We start from the raw sequence: 16996 nt of genomic DNA, 5'->3' as shown, positions 1-16996 counted from the left end.
GGCGGAACGGATATGAACAAGGCTGCGCATATCACCATGGGCGGAGCCCCTGAGGGGTTTGACGCCAAGCTGGTTTTGGCCGAGGTCGAGCGGGCCTCTGGTCCGGTTGTGCATGTGTCCCGCGATGACAAACGTCTGGCGCAAATGCGCGATGCGCTGGCCTTTTGGGCGCCCGATATGCCGGTTGTCACCTTTCCGGGCTGGGATTGCTTGCCTTATGATCGGGTGTCGCCCAATGCCGAAATCTCGGCGGCGCGGATGGCGTGCTTGGCGGGGCTGGTGCACGGGATGCCGGGGCAATTTGTTCTGCTGACCACGCTGAATGCCGCAACCCAACGCGTGCCGACCCGTGACATCCTGCGCGAGGCGGCGTTTTCCGCTCGTGTCGGCAGCCGCATCGACGAAGAGGCGCTGCGCAATTTCCTTGTCCGTATGGGCTTTAGTCAGGCGCCGACCGTTATGGAGCCGGGCGATTACGCCATACGGGGCGGGATCATCGACATTTTCCCACCGGGCGAAGGCGGGCCGGTTCGGCTTGATCTGTTCGGCGATGTGCTGGACGGGGCGCGGCGGTTTGATCCGGTCAGCCAGCGCACGACCGAACCGCTTGAAGTGGTGGAACTGGCCCCTGTGTCCGAGGTGATCTTGGACGATGCCGCCATCACCCGGTTCCGTCAGAATTACCGGATCGAATTTGGCGCGGCTGGCACGGATGATCCGCTCTATGAGGCGGTAAGCGCCGGGCGCAAACATCAGGGGATCGAACATTGGGTGCCGTTTTTCCATGAACGGCTGGAAACCCTGTTTGACTATTTGCCGAACGCGCCGGTGATACTGGACGATCAATCGACGGCGGCGCGTCTGTCGCGCTGGGACAGCATCAAGGACCAGTACGAGACGCGCAAACACGCCATGTCGCAGAAAAAGCGCATGGACACCGTTTATAAGCCCGCGCCGCCGGATCTGCTTTATCTGGATGATCCCGCGTGGGAGGCCGCGGTGGCGGGCCGTCGTTTGGTGCAGTTTCACCCGCTGCCGCAGGCCTCTGGCCCAAGTGTCGTGGATGCAGGTGGGCGCATCGGGCGCAATTTTGCGCCTGAACGTCAGCAGGAATCCATTAGCCTTTTCGGGGCTTTGTCCGATCACATTAAGAAACGGATGCAAACCGGCCCGGTGGTTGTGGCCAGCTATTCGGAAGGTGCGCGCGAACGTCTGTCTGGCCTGATCGAAGACGAAGGCCTGATCGGCGCGGTCGATATCGCCAATGGCACACGGATCGGCAAACGCGGGCTGCATCTGGCGGTCTGGGCGCTGGAACACGGGTTCGAAACCGCGCAGTTGACCGTGATCTCGGAACAGGATGTTCTGGGTGACCGCCTGATCCGCGCCCCGAAAAAACGCCGCAAGGCTGAAAACTTCCTGACCGAAACGCAGTCGCTGTCGCCGGGTGATCTGGTGGTGCATGTGGACCACGGCATTGGCCGCTATCAGGGGATGGAGGTCATCACCGCAGCGGGCGCGGCGCACGAATGCCTGCTGCTGGAATATGCCGAAAACGGGCGGCTCTATCTGCCGGTCGAAAACATCGAACTGCTGTCGAAATACGGCCATGACGAAGGTCTGCTGGACCGTTTGGGCGGCGGGGCATGGCAGGCCAAAAAGGCCAAGCTGAAAGAGCGTATCCGCGAAATGGCGGATAAGCTGATCCGCATTGCCGCCGAACGCGCCCTGCGCAAAGCGCCTGTGATGGACCCGCCCCATGGCGCGTGGGAGGCATTCGCCACCCGCTTTCCCTATACCGAAACCGACGACCAGATGCGCGCGATCGAAGATGTTGTCGGGGATATGCATTCAGGCGCGCCAATGGACCGTCTGGTGTGCGGCGATGTGGGCTTTGGCAAGACCGAGGTCGCGATGCGCGCGGCCTTCCTTGCGGCCATGTCTGGCGTGCAGGTGGCGGTTGTCGCGCCCACCACGCTTTTGGCCCGCCAGCACTACAAAAGCTTTGCCGAACGGTTCCGTGGCTTCCCGATCCAAGTCGCGCCGCTGTCGCGTTTTGTTTCGACCAAGGAGGCCAACCTGACCCGCGAAGGGTTGTCGAAAGGGACGGTCGATATCGTCGTTGGCACCCATGCGCTGCTGGCCAAGAACATCCGTTTTGCCAATCTTGGATTGCTGATTATCGATGAAGAACAACACTTTGGCGTCGCGCATAAAGAACGGCTGAAACAGCTTAGGTCCGACATTCACGTGCTGACTCTGACCGCCACGCCCATTCCGCGCACGCTGCAATTGTCGCTGACGGGCGTGCGTGATCTGTCGATCATCGGCACTCCGCCGGTCGACCGCTTGGCCATTCGCACCTATGTGTCGGAATTTGACGCGGTCACCATCCGCGAGGCGCTTTTGCGCGAACATTATCGCGGCGGTCAAAGCTTTTATGTGGTGCCCCGTCTGACCGATCTGCCCGAGATCGAAGAGTTCCTGAAAGAACAGGTGCCCGAGGTCAGCTATGTCATCGCCCATGGCCAGATGGCGGCGGGCGAATTGGACGAACGTATGAACGCCTTCTACGATGGCAAATACGATGTGCTTTTGGCCACGACCATCGTGGAATCTGGCCTGGATATCCCCACGGCCAACACGATGGTGGTGCACCGCGCCGATATGTTTGGCCTGAGCCAGCTTTATCAGATCCGGGGCCGTGTGGGCCGGTCCAAAACCCGTGCCTATGCCTATCTGACCACGAAACCCCGCGCCAAGCTGACCGCCACGGCCGAAAAACGCCTGCGCGTGCTGGGCAGCCTTGATACACTGGGCGCGGGCTTTAGTCTTGCCAGCCAAGACCTTGATATTCGCGGTGCGGGTAACCTTCTGGGCGAAGAACAATCGGGCCAGATGCGCGACGTGGGCTATGAGCTGTACCAGCAGATGCTGGAAGAGGCGATTGCCAAGATCCGCTCGGGCGAAATGGAGGGGCTTTCGGAGGATGACGGCCAATGGGCGCCGCAGATCAATCTTGGCGTGCCGGTTCTGATCCCCGAAGATTACATCCCCGATCTGGACGTGCGCCTAGGCCTCTATCGCCGCCTGTCCTCGCTGACCACCAAAGTCGAGCTTGAAGGCTTTGCCGCCGAGCTGATCGACCGTTTTGGCAAGCTGCCCAAAGAGGTGAACACCCTGATGCTGATCGTGCGCATCAAGGCCATGTGCAAAAAGGCGGGGATCGCCAAGTTGGACGGCGGGCCAAAAGGCGCGACGATCCAGTTCCACAACGACAAATTCGCCTCGCCCCAGGGCTTGGTTGAATTCATCAACGATCAGCGTGGGTTGGCCAAGATCAAGGACAACAAGATCGTGGTGCGCCGCGATTGGATCAAGGATAGCGACAAGATCAAAGGCGCGTTCAGCATCGCGCGGGATCTGGCAGAGAAGGTGGTCGCGGCCCGCAAGAAAAAGGCTTGATCCGGCGGGCGTGGTGATAGGCTGCGCTGCCGGATTTTTTGAGTATTTTGGGGAAAGATGAAAGGGAGGCTCAGCGCCTCTCGGTGCGCTGTCGTAGCCAGCGAAGCGCGTAGCGCAGCGGCCAGCGCAGAATGCTGAGCCCGGCGATCAGCACCAACAGCGCCACCCAAGGGCCGTTTTGCCAGAACACCATGGCCAGAATGGGCAGGCCCACCGCGATCAGCACATAGGCCCGCGTCCAGTGATTGTCTTTTGACGGGATCATCGCCAGAACATTCGCCGTCAGCGCCCAGACAAAGGCCAGTATGATGGCCGGGGTCATGTGCGCTTGGCCTTGGCCAGCGCCGCCGCAATGGGCCTGCGGTAAAGCGAGGCGACGGCAAGGCAGCACAGCAGACCGATCCAAGTGGCATGCGCGGTGAAGATCCAGATCAGGATCGGCGCGGCGGCAATTAGCGCCACACCCGCACCAATCGTCGCCAGCGGGGCGGGCAGGGCGGTTGTGGCCGTGGCCAGCAGCACCCAGACGCAGGCCAGAATCAGAGGAAGGCTCATGACAGCGCCTCCATCGCGGCAATGGCCAGCGCGGCCAGAGATAGCACCAGACCCGTCGCCGGAACAAACGCTGGCACGGAAAAGGCAGGCGCGGCACCCGACCGTTTGACCAGAAGAAGCGACAGGTTCACCAGAACGAACACCGACAGCAATACGCTGGATGTCATGCCCGCCAATACCGAAACTGGTAGGGCAATCGCCGTCACGATGACGGCGGCCCCAAGGCCAATCGTTGCCAGCATCGGCGTGCCGAACCGAGGATGGGCATGATGGAACACTGCCAAGCCGGCGCTACGTTTGCCTAGGCCAAACAGAACGCGCGCGGCCATGACGATCTGCGCCAAGATCCCGTTGGCCGCCGCAAATACGGCGATCAGCGATAGAAAGCTTGCCGTTTTGCCGGTGCCATATTCCCACACCAGTGCCAAAGGTTGTTCGGAACTGGCCAGCGCGCCAATCGGCACGGTGCGCACGGCGGCATAGCAGACCAGCGCGTAGATGATGGTGGTGATGACCAGTGCGAACAGGATCGCGCGGGGCAGGGTGCGTTCCGGGTCTTTGACCTCTTCGGCCATGTTCACGATGTCTTCGAACCCGATAAAGGCAAAAAAGGCCAGAACCGCTGCGGCCGCGATGGCCGATGGAATGGCGGGCGTGCTCATGCTGGCGAAATCCACGCTGACCGGGGCTTGCCATCCGGCCCAAAGCACCAGCGCCAGACCCAAGACCTCAATCGCGGTAAAGAGCGCGGCCAGCGACAGGCTTTCCAGAACGCCAACCGCTGCCACCAGCGTTAGCGCCGCGCCCAGCCCGATCATGCCCACCATCGGGTCGAGCCCGGTCGCCACGCTCAGATAGCCTGCGCCGCCGCGCAGTACAGCCGCTGCCGAAATCGTTCCGGCAATGACGATGGCCAGCCCGACCAACACGCCCAGCCACCGGCGGCCCGATCCCGATTCTACATAGGCGGCTTCGCCTGCGGCATCCGGGATACGCGATGAAAACTCGGCATAGGATAGGGCGGTGGGCGCGGCCACGATCCCGGCCAGCAAGAAGGACATTGGTGCCCAGATTCCGGCCTTGGCGGCCACTGCGCCAATCAACACGTAAATCCCGGCCCCGATCATCACGCCAACGCCGTAGGCGGTCAGCAGTCCCAGTCCGATTCTACGGCGCAGTTGTTCCGCCAAATCCAATCCCCCGTTTTCAATACTCGAAGGCTAGCATCTCGGGACACCCGCGAAAATGCTCTAGGTCAACCTCGGCTTCTTCTCTTTGATAAATACCGCCGGGGTGAATTGGGCCGCAGGCCCAAAAGGGGCAGCGCCCCTAAAAACAGCGCCCCGCGGCCGAAGGCGGCGGGGCGCAAAACCTGAATGCGGGGCCGAAGGCCGCGCATGCGATTGGATTAACGGCGGCGGCGGCCACCACGGCGGCCACTTGTGGCGCCGCCAGACTCGCCCGCCGGTTTGTTGAAGTTGATCCATGCGCCGCCATGCGGGTCATTGTCGGTCAGCAAGTTGGCCGCGCGGATCGCTTCCATTTCTTTGCCCGGACGCGCTTTGGTCGAGCCAAGGCCGAACAGCGTTGCAAAAACCTCATCGTCGATGTCTTCGGGCAGGATGATGCCCGCAGCCAGCACTTCGGCCTTTTTCTCTTCGATCTTCTTTTGGCTGACCGGGATGGCGATCGGGTTCATAATCGCCGAGGTCATGCCCGCCGCCATGGCCATCGGCAGGAAGGCGTTGTTGATGCCGTGGCGGTTGGGCAGGCCAAAGCTGATGTTCGAAGCGCCGCACGTGGTGTTCACGCCCAGTTCCTCGCGCAGGCGGCGGACAAGGGTAAAGACCTGATTGCCAGCGGTGGCCATTGCGCCAATCGGCATGACCAGCGGGTCGACGACAATGTCATGCGCTGGAATGCCGAAATCGGCGGCGCGTTCGACGATCTTTTTCGCGACGGCAAAGCGGACATCGGGGTCTTCGCTGATGCCGGTATCATCGTTCGAGATCGCCACGACCGGCACGTTGTATTTCTTGACCAGCGGCAGCACCAGTTCCAGACGCTCTTCTTCGCCGGTGACCGAGTTCAGCAGCGGGCGGCCTTCGGCGGCGGCCAGACCGTTTTCCAGCGCACCGGGCACCGAGCTGTCGATGCACAGTGGCACATCGACGATGGCCTGCACACGTTCGACCAGTTCTTTCATCAGCTGCGGTTCGACAAAGTTATTGTCGGCATAACGCGGATCTTCGGCCATTTTGTTCGAGAACACCGCGCCCGAGTTGATGTCGAGAACGGTTGCGCCAGCGGCAACCTGCGCAATCGCGTCGGCTTCAACGGTGGAAAAATCGCCCATTTCCAGTTCTGCCGCCAGCTTTTTGCGGCCGGTGGGGTTGATGCGTTCGCCGATCACGCAGAACGGCTGGTCAAAGCCGATAATGGCGGTTTTGGTCTTCGACTCGATCACGGTGCGGGTCATTGAATTGTCTCCTCATTGGCACCCAGCAGCGCGGCAAGGGCGGTATCGTTGAAATCTTGAATGGTCTGGTGCGCCCCCGCGGCACGCAGCGCGGCGTCGTTCAGGCTGGAACGGACGCCAATCGTAAAGGCACCGGCGGCGGCGGCGGCCTGCACGCCCGAGGGGCTGTCTTCAAACGCGATGCACTGATCGGGGGCAAGGCCCAGCAGATTCATCGCTTGCAAATAGGGGTCGGGCGCGGGTTTGCCACGGTCGCATTCATCGCCGATCACCAGCGTCGGCAGGCGGTCCTTCAGACCGATGGCTTGCAACATGGCAAGCGCATTCTGGCGCGGGGCGTTGGTGACGACGGCCATGGGCCAGCCCTTGGCCTCGGCCAGATCGAGCAGCGCCACAAGCCCCGGCATCGGCTTGGCCGACCCGCCCAGAAGATCGCGGAACCGGGCCTCTTTGTCATCGGCCATGGCGTCCGGGTCTTGGTCCGGGAAGTGTTCGGTATAGATGTCGCGGTTGTGACGGCCGTGGATCTTGTCCAGATAATATTCGGCGTCGATTGTCAGGCCGTTTTCAGCGAATTGTTCAATGAACACCGCCACATGAAGCGGGTCGGAATGCAGCAGGGTGCCGTCCAGGTCAAATAGAAGGGCTTTGGTCTGAGGCATCCGATCCGTCGCTTTCGTGGTCAGGCTTGGGCCGCAGGCGTGGCCGAGGCCCCGCCATTTTCAATGGCCCATGTTGCGTTCGTCTTGATCCCGCCCAGCGGGAAGAAGTGCACATTGGTGATGTTGAAATCAGGGTTGGCCGCCTTGTGGGCCGCCAGTTCCATCAGCACATCCGTCGGCTCATAGGGCAGCAGCAGCTTGGAGACATCCATCGCCCGCTTCTGCAGCACCTTGAGCGACGGGCCAACACCGCAGGCGATGGCGAATTTGATCAGCGTTTGAAGCTTGGCCGGGCCCGCGATACCGATGTGGATCGGGATCATGATGCCAGCTGCGCTCAGGGCGTTGGCCCATTCGATGATCGGCTTGGCGTCAAAGGCGAACTGGGTGGCTAGCGCCATTTCGGCGTCGGTGCGGTCGTTGAAGGCCTGCTTCCAGCGCAGGGCCTGCATCACATTGGCATCGCCCCCGTTCGGGTCGATGTCCTTGTTGCCTTCGGGGTGACCGGCCACATGCAGACGGGTGAAGCCCGCCTTGTCGAACAGCCCGGTTTCCATCAGCTGCATCGAGCAATGGAAATCGCCATGCGGCTCGGCCACGCCGCCCGCCAGCAGCAGCGCCTGTTTGACGCCCGCTTCGCCCTGATACCGCGCGATCCAGTCGGCCAGCGTGGCCTGATCCTTGATGATCCGCGCCGGGAAATGGGGCATCACGTCAAAGCCATCCTTGGCCAGACGCGCGGCGGTTTCGACCATATCCTCGATCGGGGTGCCTTCGATATGGGCGATGTAGACGCGGGTGCCTTCGGGCAGCAGGGCGCGGAAATCTTCCACCTTCGAGGCCGTGCGCGGCATGACCTCGATCGAGTAATCCTTCAGGAACGCATGCAGCGCGGCGCTGTCTCCTGCGGCAACCGGCGCGTCTTTCTTGCGGAAGTTCAACAAAGCCATCAAGGCCTCCCATGTGCTCATCGCGTGGGCCTCAGGCCCAACCGTCGTTGGCGATCAGGGCCTTGATACGGTCCTGATCAAACTCTGCCTCAAGGCGGGCGGCTTCGGCCGCGGCCACCTCTGGGGCGTCTCCGTCAACGGAATAGGGGGGGGGCTTTGCGCCACTCTGCCAGATAGGCATCCGTGTCCGAGGCCCCGACTTTCATCGCGGCCCGGTCAATCGCCTGCTCGAACCGTTCGGGCAGCTGGACTTTGGACGCACGGCGCCCTTTGCCCACGATGACCTGAGCCGGAATATCGCGCCAGTAGACGATGGTGACGTCGGGCATATGTGATTCCCCTTTTCCGATATCCCCTGTCCTACTGCGGCAGCGCCGCGCGTCAGGGTCGGATTTCGACAGTTGCCGCGCAATGAGCGACGCCGGTGTTGTACGCGGGGCAGGCGATATGCGCCACAGGGCCAGAGTGGAAAAATTCTCAGCATTAAGTTGAATCGGATGGGGGCGCGAAACTTGCCGCCACATCCCCGATCAAGATGCTTGCGAGGGGGGCGGGCAAGGCGTATCTTGGGGGTAAGTTCATAATTCGGAAGGCGCAAAGTCATGGCGCCAAGGCGACCCAAAGGTGCGGGCGCATTCCCGAAACCGGTTGAGAGCCCCGCGCCGAATCGACCCGACCCAGCCGAGCTGTATGCCGCGCTGGACTTGGGAACAAACAGTTGTCGGATGCTGATTGCCCAGCCAAATGGCAGTCAGTTCCATGTGGTTGATAGTTTTTCCAAGTCTGTCCAATTGGGGGCAGGGCTTGAAAAGACAGGCCAGCTTAGCCGGGCGTCCATGGGGCGCACGATTGCGGCTTTGCGCATCTGTCAGCAGAAGATCAAACGCCACAAAGTCAAACGGATGCGCCTTGTCGCAACCGAGGCGTGCCGCCGCGCCCGCAATTCGCGCGAATTCATCAAACGGGTGCGCCGTGAAACCGGCCTGCAGTTGGAAATCATCCAGCCGGAGGAAGAAGCCCGGCTTGCCGTGATTTCCTGTGCGCCGCTGGTCAGCACCAAGACCGAACAGTTGTTGGTGGTGGATATCGGCGGTGGCAGCACAGAATTGGTGTGGATCGACCTGAGTTCCGTTCCGCGCCATGACCGGCCCCGCGCCATCATGCGCCTGCACGCCGGGTTTCATACCATCGACAGCCCGTTTCCGGCTGCCAAGGTGGTGGATTGGATTTCGGTGCCTTTGGGCGTGGCCACGCTGCGTGACCAGTTTGCCGATGTTGAAGACGACGCCGCCCGCTATGCGCTCATGAGCTGGTTCTTTGAGGAAAACCTGTCGGAATTTGCGCCCTATAAAGATGTGCAGGCCCGCGAAGGGTTTCAGATTGTCGGCACGTCGGGGACGGTGACCACGGTTGCGGCCTCGCATCTTGGGCTGAAACGCTATGACCGGACCAAGGTGGACGGGCTGCGCATGACCTCGGACCAGATCGAGGCGGTGATCGAACGCTATCTGGCCATGGGGCCGGTGGGCCGCCGCAAAGATCCGCGCATTGGGCAAGACCGCCATGCGCTCATTATGTCCGGCTCGGCGATTTTGCAGGCACTGCTGCGCTGCTGGCCGACGGATCGTCTGTCGGTCGCGGATCGCGGTCTGCGCGAAGGGCTGCTCTATGCGCAGATGTCTGCCGATGGTGTCTTGGAGGACGGCCCGTTTTAATATAGAGGCTGTGCCTTGCTGTGCGGCGGGTGCGAAATCCTGCTGTGCGCAGGATCTTTGACTGTTGGATGAATGACGAAAGAGGCGGGCATGGCCAAGAAACCCACTGGCAAAAACACCTCGGGGCGTGGTCAGCGCGATCTGAAGGTGAAGGTCAAGACCGCTCGCGGGCGCAGCCTGTCGTCAACCCGTTGGTTGCAACGCCAATTGAACGACCCTTATGTGAAACGCGCGCAAACCGAAGGTTACCGTGGTCGCGCGGCCTTCAAGATCATGGAGCTGGACGACAAGTTCCGCTTTCTCGTGCCGGGCGCTCGTGTGGTTGATCTTGGCTGTGCGCCAGGTGGCTGGTGTCAGGTGGCGGTCAAGCGCGTGAACTCGATGGGTGAAAGGTCTGGCAAGGCGGTTGGCATGGTGCTGGGCGTCGATCTGCAAGAGGTCGAACCGATTGCCGGGGCCGAGATCCATCAGCTTGATTTTCTAAGCGAAGACGCCGAGGAACTGGTCAAGGGCTGGCTGGGCGGCAAGGCCGATGTGGTCATGTCGGATATGGCGGCGGCATCATCCGGGCACAAGCAAACGGACCACCTGCGCATTATCACCCTGTGCGAAACGGCGGCCTATTTCGCCTTTGACGTGCTGGAAGAGGGCGGCACCTTTGTCGCCAAGGTTCTGGCTGGCGGGGCCGAGGGCGAATTGCAGAAAATCCTGAAGAACGCCTTTACCAAGGTCGTCAACGTCAAGCCGCCGTCGTCGCGGTCCGACAGTTCTGAGAAATTCGTGGTGGCAACCGGGTTCCGCGGCGGGCCTGACGTTTAACCGTCCGTGCGGGAAATCCCGAACGAGGCAAGCGCCGCCGATTGAATGCGGCGGGCGATTTGCGGCGGCAGAACACGCACTTCATCATGAGCCAGATCCTGCACTTCGGCAAAGCGCGCCTGATTGGCCCGTTGGCCCAGCAGGCCAAACACCCGCCGCCGCGCGTTTTCAGAAACGGCCCCGCCATGGTGCAGGGGAAGTATGGTGCCCTTGGTTTGCATATCTGCCCGTTCGCCGATCAGCCTTACTGGTTTTTCTAGGTTGATCGAAAATGATGAAGAAACTTGTCATGATTTATGCCACATCAAGGCAGACCCGAGAAACAAATGCGGTGATTTCATGCCCGCAATAGACGATAGAACCGAAACGCTTTCTTTCGCGGTATCCGGGTTGACCAAAAAGGATAGGTGCGATTCATCATTTTAGCGCACCTTAATACAAAGGAGCGTTAGATGCCGGTGATCTTGTGCTATGGCGACAGCAATACCCACGGCAGTATGCCGATGACCTGCCCCGGAATCGGGAATCGGCATGGCTCGGGGGATCGTTGGCCCGATGCGATGGCGGCGGATTTGGGCGATGCCTATCAGGTGATCTCCGAAGGGTTGCCGGGCCGGACCACGGTGCATGATGACATGGTCGAAGGCGGGATGCGCAATGGTGCGACGGTTCTGCCTGCGGTGCTGCACAGTCATAAACCGCTTGATCTGGTGGTCATCATGCTTGGCACGAACGATCTGAAATCGCGCTTTTCGGTCACCGCCTATGAAATCAGCCGATCGGTGGAACGGCTGGTGGTTGAGGTGCAGCAATCGGGTACGGCCCCCCGCGTCATGGTGGTGGCCCCAGCGCCGGTTCAGGAATGCGGAACCTTGGTCGATGTCTTTGCCGGGGCGGTTGCCCGTCAGCAGGGGCTTGCCGCGCATTTGCAGGCGATGGCGGAACGCACCGGTTGCAGCTTTGTCGATGCAGGCCAGACGGTGACCGTTTCTCCGGTGGACGGGGTGCATTGGGATGCCGAGGCGCATCACGCCTTTGGCGCGGTTATGGCCGGGGCCGTGCGGCAGGCGCTTTCTGCATGAGGGGCATGTCGCTGATTGCGGTCGCGGCGCTGGCTGCGTGTCAGTCTGGCCCCGCCGCGCGCCAAGACAGCGTGCCGCTGCGCAACCCAACGGCGGTGGTGGCATCGCGCACCGGTTCCGATGTGGCGCAATTGCGCGGTGATTGGAGGATTGCTGAAGCGGCGGGCGTGCCGGTGGGGCTGGGCGTAATAGTCCGCGATGATCGGATCACGCTGGGCAATGCGGTGTATCACGCCATCGGCGATGGCCGGTATAGCCACGACGGCAAACAGCTTTGGCTGCATTGGGTGGATGTGGGCTATCGCACCGCCGCCCTTGGCGATCCAGCGGGCCGGATGGTCTTTGTGATGAACCGGGGCGGGGCGCTGGCCCCCGACCGGCGAAGCGCGGCGCATGAGATTCTGGATTGGTACGGCTATGACCTGACGCGCCTGCGCCGGGCTACTGAATGACGCGCGGCGCGATTTGCGCGCCATCCGTCACCGCCTCGGACGGGTAGATCACCACTTGGTCCCCGTCGGCAAGGCCCGACAGCACCTGCGCCTCGATCCCGTTGTTTGCTCCAAGGTCGACCTTGCGCAGCACGGCCAGCCCATCGACAACGGCAAAGACGGCCCAGCCGTCGCGGTCGCGGAACAGGGCTGAGGCCGGAACCCGCAGCGCATCGTCTGACGTCCACGTGATAATGCGCACATCCACGCGATAGCCATGGCCAAGCGCGGCGCGGTCCTCGGGCGGGCCGGTGAACAGGATCGACACGGCGACGCGCTGTTCTTCGACCCCAAGCGCGGAATATTTTGTCACGCCAAACGGGTCGATGCGTTGAACCGTGCCTTGCAGCGTGGTGCCGCCGCCCCAGTTTTCGATCAGCACGGGCAGGCCGGGTTTGACCTGCACCGCATCGGTCGACAGCAGTTCCGCCGTCACCTCAAGATCGCCGGTGATATCGCCGATTTCCATCACTTGGGCCCCGGCGGGCAGGGTGGTTTCGCTGCGTTGGAAGACTTGAAGCACGCGGCCATCGGTGGGGGCGTAAAGGGGGATGTCCTCTTGCCCGCCAAGGGCCTTTGCCAGACCTTGGTCGTCAAAGCCGATCAGTTGGGCGCGGGCGTTGGTCACCTCGGCCTCGCGCATGGAAATGGCCGCCTCGGCTGTGTCCACACCGGTGCGGGCCAGGCGAGCGGCCTGTTCGGCGCGGTCCAGCGCTGCGTCAGAGGCAATGCCCTTGGCGGTTAGTTCGCGGGTGCGGGCCAGTTCACTTTCGGCCAGATCCGTCTGCGCCTGCGCGGCGCTAAGATCGGCGCGGGCCACCCTGAGCGCGGCCTCGGCGGCGGTGACGGCGGCATTGGCTTGTTCGCGCGTGCGCACATCCAGAACCGACGGGTTGGTCGGGTGCATATGGGCCAGAACGGTGACGCCTTGCAGCACGGCATCGCCCGGTTCGACCTCAACCCGTTGCAGCAGGCCGGCCACCGGGGTCGAGACGACATAGGGATCGCGTACGCGGGTGCGGCCCTCTTCGTCGATGGTCACCTTCATCGGGCCGGTGGTGACGCGGTCCATATCGACCAGCACCGGGCGCGGCCAGAAGGCGGCGGTCAGCGCACCGCCCACCAGCGTGGCGGCGATCAGGCTCAGAACAAGGCGGGAGCGTTTGCGTTGTTTGCTCATGTCTACTCTCGTGTCTTGAGGGCTGCGATCAGGTCGGCGCGATCCAAGTCGCGCTTGACCAACAGCCCCGAGGTGATGGCGGCGCCCAGAACCACCGCCATGGCCACGCCATAGCTGGCGGGATGGAACACGACGGGGATCTGGTAGAATTCGGTAGAGAATCCGGCGGCGATGACCTGTCCCAGCCCAAAGCCCAAAGCGGCCCCGATGGGAATGGCCACCAGCGTGACAACGGCCAATTCGCCCAGCAGGACAAAGGCCGCCTCGGACCGGGAAAAGCCGAGCACCCGCAGCCCCGCCAGATCGTGCAGCCGTTCCGAAAGCGCGATGCGGGCGGCGTTATAGACAATGCCAAAGGTGATGATAAAGGCGATGGCCCCCATCACATAGCGGATCATCCCGGCGCCGGTGTTCATCATTGTGACGAACGACGCCAGCGATTCCGCCTTCAAGGTCACTCCGGCCACGGCGGGCAGGGCCTTAAGATCGGCAAAGACCCGTTCCTCGGTCCCTTCGGTCAGGGTTACATAAGCGCCCGACACGCGCCCCGGCGTTTTCAGCAGGCGGTTCAGTTCGGTCATATCCATATAGGCGGGCGATCCGACCAGCGTTTCGGCCACCCCCGCCACCCGCAGGGGCAGGCGCGGTTGGCTGCCTTCCTTGATATCGACCCATATAATGTCGCCGGTTGTGGCCTTCAGCGTTGCTGCCAAGGCCAGTGACAGAACGATCCCTTCGGGCGGAATGTCGATGGCCTGATAGCTAGGATCAAGGGCGCGGTAGAGTTCAGCCTTGGGGGGCATGCCGTTGATTGCGCCCTGATGGCTGCGCGGGCCATTGTGGAACACCGCCGCCGTGACGCGCAGCGCTTCGGTCCGTTCGATGCCGGGAATGCGGCGCAGGTCAAACAGTGCGGTGTCGGACAGCGGATGGGTAAAGGTGATCGTCGCATCGCTGCGGTCGATGACATGAAAGCTGAGGTCTACTGTCCGGTCAAACCCGGCGTAGATGGTGATCATCGCCAGCGACAGCCCCATGCCCGCCGCAATCCCAATGGTCGCCCCGGCCATGCGCCCCGGTTGATGGGTCAGGCGGCGCAGCACCATACGGCTGGGCTGATCGAGCCGGTCGCGCAGCCAGCCCGGCATACGTGCGCCGCCGCTATAGTCGGCGGGGGCCGGGGGGCGCATCGCCTCGGCCGGGCGCAGGGCGAAGATCTTGCGCAGCACCAGAATGCTGCCTGCCGATGCCGCCAGAATGGACACGGCAACGCCCGTCGCAAAGGAGGCCGGTTCCAGCGAAAAGACCAGAAATGGGAATTTGTAGAACTGCACATAGATGCCAACCATGGCCCGCCCCGCCGCTATGCCCAGAAGGCAGCCCAGCAAAGCGCCCAAGGTGGCGATGGTCAGAACGAACTTGAAGTAATGGGTGCCGACCTCGGAATTGGTGTAGCCAAAGGCCTTGAGCAGGCCGATCTCTTCACGTTCAGACTGCACCATGCGGGTGATGACCACATATAGAAGGAAGGCCGCCACCGACAGGAACACCGGCGGCACCACTGCGCCTGATCCTTTCAATCCGGTGATTTCCTGCTGGATGAACTTGTTTGAGAACTGATCTTCCAGCGGGATGGCCCCGGTGCCGCCATAGGGGGCAAGCACCCGGTCGATGGCGTCCAGCGCGGCATCGGGATTGGCCCCGCGTGCCAAGGACACCAGCGCCTGATTGAAGGCCCCGCCCATATCAAACAGGGCGGCGATGGCGGGGCGGGTCATCCAGATCACGCCAAACCGCGCGTCATCTGGCACCAACTCGCCGGGGGCGGTGGTATAGAGAAACTCGGGCGAGGCGGCGAGGCCGACAATCCGGTAGTCGCGCAGCGCCCCATTCATCGTGGCCCGCAGCGTATCGCCGGGGGTCAGGGCATGGGCCTTGGCAAAGCTTTCCAGCAGCAGGATTTCATCGGGGGCAGTTTGGCCCGGCATCCGGCCTGCGGCAAGGTACACCTCATTGAGCGAGGCGCGATTGGCCAAGGGCAGGGACACGGCCTGCGCCCGAACGGGCAGGGGCTGGCCAGGAATATCAATAAGGGCGCTGCCGATGATCCGGCCTTCGGCCAAGGACACGCCGGGCAGGGCCTGAAGTTCAGGCACCACCTGCACCGGGGCACGCGACACGGCTGCAAAGACATCGGCCAGCCGATAGCGCTCATAATAGGCGGCGCGGGTTTCTTCCAAGGACCGCACCAAGCCTTGCGTCATCACCAGCAGCATGACACCCACGGCGATGACCACGGCTATGGCCCCCGCCTGACCCTTCATCCGCCACAGATCGCGAAGCATCTTACGGTCAAGCGCGCTTACCATTCGATATCCTCGGGGGCTTTCTTGACGGTGTTGCGAATGGTCTCGCGAATGGCCCCGTCAGCAAAGTGAATGACCCGGTCGGCCATAGCGGCGGTATTGGCGGCGTGGGTGACCATAAGAACGGTCGTGCCAAGACGTTCGTTCACATCGCGCAGCACGCGCAGAACCGACCGTCCCGTCGCACTATCCAGCGCGCCTGTAGGTTCGTCGCAGAATAGAACATCGGGTTGTTTGGCGATGGCGCGGGCGATGGCCACGCGCTGCTGTTCCCCGCCAGACAGTTGCGCGGGAAAGTGATCTTGCCGGTCGCCTAAGCCCACAACTGCCAGCGCCTCGCCCGCATCCATGGGGGTGTCCGCAATCTCGGTCACCAGTTCGACATTTTCCTGTGCACTTAGGCTGGGCATCAGATTGTAGAACTGAAAGACAAAGCCGATGTGGTTGCGACGATAGCGGGTCAGGTCGGTGTCGCTCATGTCGGTCAGGCATTGATCGCGAAACCACGCCTGACCGCTAGAGGCACTGTCGAGCCCGCCAAGGATATTGAGCAAGGTCGACTTGCCACTGCCCGAGGGGCCAAGCAGCACGACGATCTCTCCGGGCGGGAGGGTCAGATCAACCCCGCGCAGGGCGTGCACGGCAGATGGGCCAGATCCATAGACCTTGGACAGGGCCGTGGTGCGGTATTCATGGTCGGACATTTGATGGCTCCGAACGCTTTGGTGCAGGTGCAGCATAGCGTGTCTGAAACAGCCGCCCCTGATTCACGTCATGTTAGCGGGGGAGGGGAGCGATTCAGAATGATTCATGCCGATTCACGGTGATTTTGTGGATAACTCTGGGGGTAAATCGGTCTTGCCGCGATGCAGCGGGCGAATTGGACCGATTCACAGGGGAGGGGAGGTGGTGAACAAGGTGTTAGCGTCAGAAATTTCAGAAAAAACGCCTATTTAAGTGACTGATATTTAGTCGTTTTTCGAGATTTTTTTAAAAAATCACTATGCAGGTGCAAAAACTGCTTGCGGGTGATGTGAGTTAACCGTAGAACCCCCTTCACCGGCGGCGCTGAGGCGCTGCGGGGCGGGTCGGACGGAACGACGGGGCGGTGCTTCGGAGGGAAGTTTGGCAGACAATTTTGAGGCATTGACGGGCGGGCGCGCCGAAAGTTAGGGCGCACTGGTCTGGTTTTTGTCTCTGGAGTTTCGGCTCCGCGCTCTTTGACATAGCTA

At 61.9% G+C, this 16996-nt stretch carries 15 protein-coding genes and 1 pseudogene; 5 read left to right on the top strand and 11 right to left on the bottom strand.

Annotation, left to right across the window (positions count from 1 at the left end; genetic code table 11):
- Window positions 1-12: 12 nt before the first annotated feature.
- The gene (mfd, locus tag PRI8871_RS10720) at window positions 13-3465 is read left to right on the top strand and encodes a transcription-repair coupling factor (protein WP_108886226.1); all 3453 of its coding nucleotides are present in this window, start codon (window positions 13-15) and stop codon (window positions 3463-3465) included.
- Between the two features lie 70 nt (window positions 3466-3535).
- On the opposite strand, the gene PRI8871_RS10715 is transcribed toward mfd, so the two are convergent.
- From PRI8871_RS10715 to PRI8871_RS10685, 7 genes and pseudogenes are all read right to left on the bottom strand, one after another.
- A complete protein-coding gene (locus PRI8871_RS10715) occupies window positions 3536-3787 on the bottom strand; it encodes a DUF2484 family protein (protein ID WP_108886225.1) in 252 nt (83 codons plus the stop codon).
- A complete protein-coding gene (locus PRI8871_RS10710; protein WP_108886224.1) occupies window positions 3784-4020 on the bottom strand; it encodes a DUF2484 family protein in 237 nt (78 codons plus the stop codon). Before PRI8871_RS10710 ends, PRI8871_RS10715 begins: the two co-directional genes overlap by 4 nt.
- Window positions 4017-5210 carry an APC family permease gene (locus PRI8871_RS10705; RefSeq protein ID WP_108886500.1) on the bottom strand — a complete coding sequence of 398 codons (1194 nt, stop codon included), beginning with the start codon at window positions 5208-5210 and terminating at the stop codon, window positions 4017-4019. Before PRI8871_RS10705 ends, PRI8871_RS10710 begins: the two co-directional genes overlap by 4 nt.
- Window positions 5211-5428: 218 nt before the next feature.
- Entirely contained in the window at window positions 5429-6499 is a 1071-nt protein-coding gene (locus tag PRI8871_RS10700) for a methyltetrahydrofolate cobalamin methyltransferase (RefSeq protein WP_108886223.1), read from the bottom strand.
- Window positions 6496-7161, bottom strand: coding sequence for an HAD family hydrolase (locus PRI8871_RS10695; RefSeq protein ID WP_108886222.1), 666 nt, complete (start codon window positions 7159-7161; stop codon window positions 6496-6498). The genes PRI8871_RS10700 and PRI8871_RS10695 overlap by 4 nt, the downstream gene beginning before the upstream one ends.
- A 20-nt stretch (window positions 7162-7181) precedes the next feature.
- The gene (locus tag PRI8871_RS10690; protein ID WP_108886499.1) at window positions 7182-8111 is read right to left on the bottom strand and encodes a methylenetetrahydrofolate reductase; all 930 of its coding nucleotides are present in this window, start codon (window positions 8109-8111) and stop codon (window positions 7182-7184) included.
- Between the two features lie 31 nt (window positions 8112-8142).
- Window positions 8143-8440, bottom strand: a pseudogene (locus PRI8871_RS10685) (virulence factor).
- Window positions 8441-8713: 273 nt separating this feature from the next.
- Between PRI8871_RS10685 and PRI8871_RS10680 the strand changes: the two are divergent.
- Both PRI8871_RS10680 and PRI8871_RS10675 read left to right on the top strand, forming a co-directional pair.
- The gene (locus PRI8871_RS10680) at window positions 8714-9826 is read left to right on the top strand and encodes a Ppx/GppA phosphatase family protein (protein WP_108886221.1); all 1113 of its coding nucleotides are present in this window, start codon (window positions 8714-8716) and stop codon (window positions 9824-9826) included.
- A gap of 90 nt (window positions 9827-9916) precedes the next feature.
- A complete protein-coding gene (locus PRI8871_RS10675; RefSeq protein WP_108886498.1) occupies window positions 9917-10645 on the top strand; it encodes an RlmE family RNA methyltransferase in 729 nt (242 codons plus the stop codon).
- Here PRI8871_RS10675 and PRI8871_RS10670 read toward each other — a convergent pair.
- A complete protein-coding gene (locus PRI8871_RS10670; RefSeq protein ID WP_108886220.1) occupies window positions 10642-10866 on the bottom strand; it encodes a hypothetical protein in 225 nt (74 codons plus the stop codon). The genes PRI8871_RS10675 and PRI8871_RS10670 overlap by 4 nt on opposite strands.
- A gap of 231 nt (window positions 10867-11097) precedes the next feature.
- Between PRI8871_RS10670 and PRI8871_RS10665 the strand changes: the two genes are divergently transcribed.
- Both PRI8871_RS10665 and PRI8871_RS10660 read left to right on the top strand, forming a co-directional pair.
- Window positions 11098-11727 (top strand): SGNH/GDSL hydrolase family protein, encoded by a 630-nt coding sequence (locus tag PRI8871_RS10665; protein ID WP_108886219.1) that lies wholly within the window; start codon window positions 11098-11100, stop codon window positions 11725-11727.
- A 5-nt stretch (window positions 11728-11732) separates the two neighbouring features.
- Complete coding sequence (locus PRI8871_RS10660; protein ID WP_108886218.1) at window positions 11733-12179, top strand: lipocalin; 447 nt, start codon at window positions 11733-11735, stop codon at window positions 12177-12179.
- Here PRI8871_RS10660 and PRI8871_RS10655 read toward each other — a convergent pair.
- From PRI8871_RS10655 to PRI8871_RS10645, 3 genes are read right to left on the bottom strand one after another with little or no spacing between them, the layout of a single operon-like run.
- Entirely contained in the window at window positions 12169-13398 is a 1230-nt protein-coding gene (locus tag PRI8871_RS10655; protein WP_108886217.1) for an efflux RND transporter periplasmic adaptor subunit, read from the bottom strand. The genes PRI8871_RS10660 and PRI8871_RS10655 overlap by 11 nt on opposite strands.
- A gap of 2 nt (window positions 13399-13400) precedes the next feature.
- Window positions 13401-15767: an ABC transporter permease gene (locus tag PRI8871_RS10650; protein WP_108886216.1), complete on the bottom strand. Its 2367-nt coding sequence runs from the start codon at window positions 15765-15767 to the stop codon at window positions 13401-13403.
- Window positions 15761-16468 (bottom strand): ABC transporter ATP-binding protein, encoded by a 708-nt coding sequence (locus tag PRI8871_RS10645; protein ID WP_108886497.1) that lies wholly within the window; start codon window positions 16466-16468, stop codon window positions 15761-15763. Before PRI8871_RS10645 ends, PRI8871_RS10650 begins: the two co-directional genes overlap by 7 nt.
- Window positions 16469-16996: the final 528 nt, after the last annotated feature.

This window comes from Pseudoprimorskyibacter insulae (genome assembly GCF_900302505.1).
Lineage (GTDB): Bacteria > Pseudomonadota > Alphaproteobacteria > Rhodobacterales > Rhodobacteraceae > Pseudoprimorskyibacter > Pseudoprimorskyibacter insulae.
The sequence above is the reverse complement of the archived record's forward strand: the minus strand, read 5'-3'. Positions and strand labels throughout refer to the sequence as shown.

Excerpts from the sequence above, each read along its gene's own strand:
- PRI8871_RS10715 (WP_108886225.1), bottom strand. The coding sequence starts at position 3,787 with ATGACCCCGGCCATCATACTGGCCTTTGTCTGGGCGCTGACGGCGAAT.
- PRI8871_RS10650 (WP_108886216.1), bottom strand. The coding sequence starts at position 15,767 with ATGGTAAGCGCGCTTGACCGTAAGATGCTTCGCGATCTGTGGCGGATG.
- PRI8871_RS10710 (WP_108886224.1), bottom strand. The coding sequence starts at position 4,020 with ATGAGCCTTCCTCTGATTCTGGCCTGCGTCTGGGTGCTGCTGGCCACG.
- PRI8871_RS10690 (WP_108886499.1), bottom strand. The coding sequence starts at position 8,111 with ATGGCTTTGTTGAACTTCCGCAAGAAAGACGCGCCGGTTGCCGCAGGA.
- PRI8871_RS10680 (WP_108886221.1), top strand. The coding sequence starts at position 8,714 with ATGGCGCCAAGGCGACCCAAAGGTGCGGGCGCATTCCCGAAACCGGTT.
- PRI8871_RS10675 (WP_108886498.1), top strand. The coding sequence starts at position 9,917 with ATGGCCAAGAAACCCACTGGCAAAAACACCTCGGGGCGTGGTCAGCGC.
- PRI8871_RS10660 (WP_108886218.1), top strand. The coding sequence starts at position 11,733 with ATGTCGCTGATTGCGGTCGCGGCGCTGGCTGCGTGTCAGTCTGGCCCC.
- PRI8871_RS10645 (WP_108886497.1), bottom strand. The coding sequence starts at position 16,468 with ATGTCCGACCATGAATACCGCACCACGGCCCTGTCCAAGGTCTATGGA.
- PRI8871_RS10700 (WP_108886223.1), bottom strand. The coding sequence starts at position 6,499 with ATGACCCGCACCGTGATCGAGTCGAAGACCAAAACCGCCATTATCGGC.
- PRI8871_RS10670 (WP_108886220.1), bottom strand. The coding sequence starts at position 10,866 with ATGCAAACCAAGGGCACCATACTTCCCCTGCACCATGGCGGGGCCGTT.
- PRI8871_RS10695 (WP_108886222.1), bottom strand. The coding sequence starts at position 7,161 with ATGCCTCAGACCAAAGCCCTTCTATTTGACCTGGACGGCACCCTGCTG.
- PRI8871_RS10655 (WP_108886217.1), bottom strand. The coding sequence starts at position 13,398 with ATGAGCAAACAACGCAAACGCTCCCGCCTTGTTCTGAGCCTGATCGCC.
- mfd (WP_108886226.1), top strand. The coding sequence starts at position 13 with ATGAACAAGGCTGCGCATATCACCATGGGCGGAGCCCCTGAGGGGTTT.
- PRI8871_RS10665 (WP_108886219.1), top strand. The coding sequence starts at position 11,098 with ATGCCGGTGATCTTGTGCTATGGCGACAGCAATACCCACGGCAGTATG.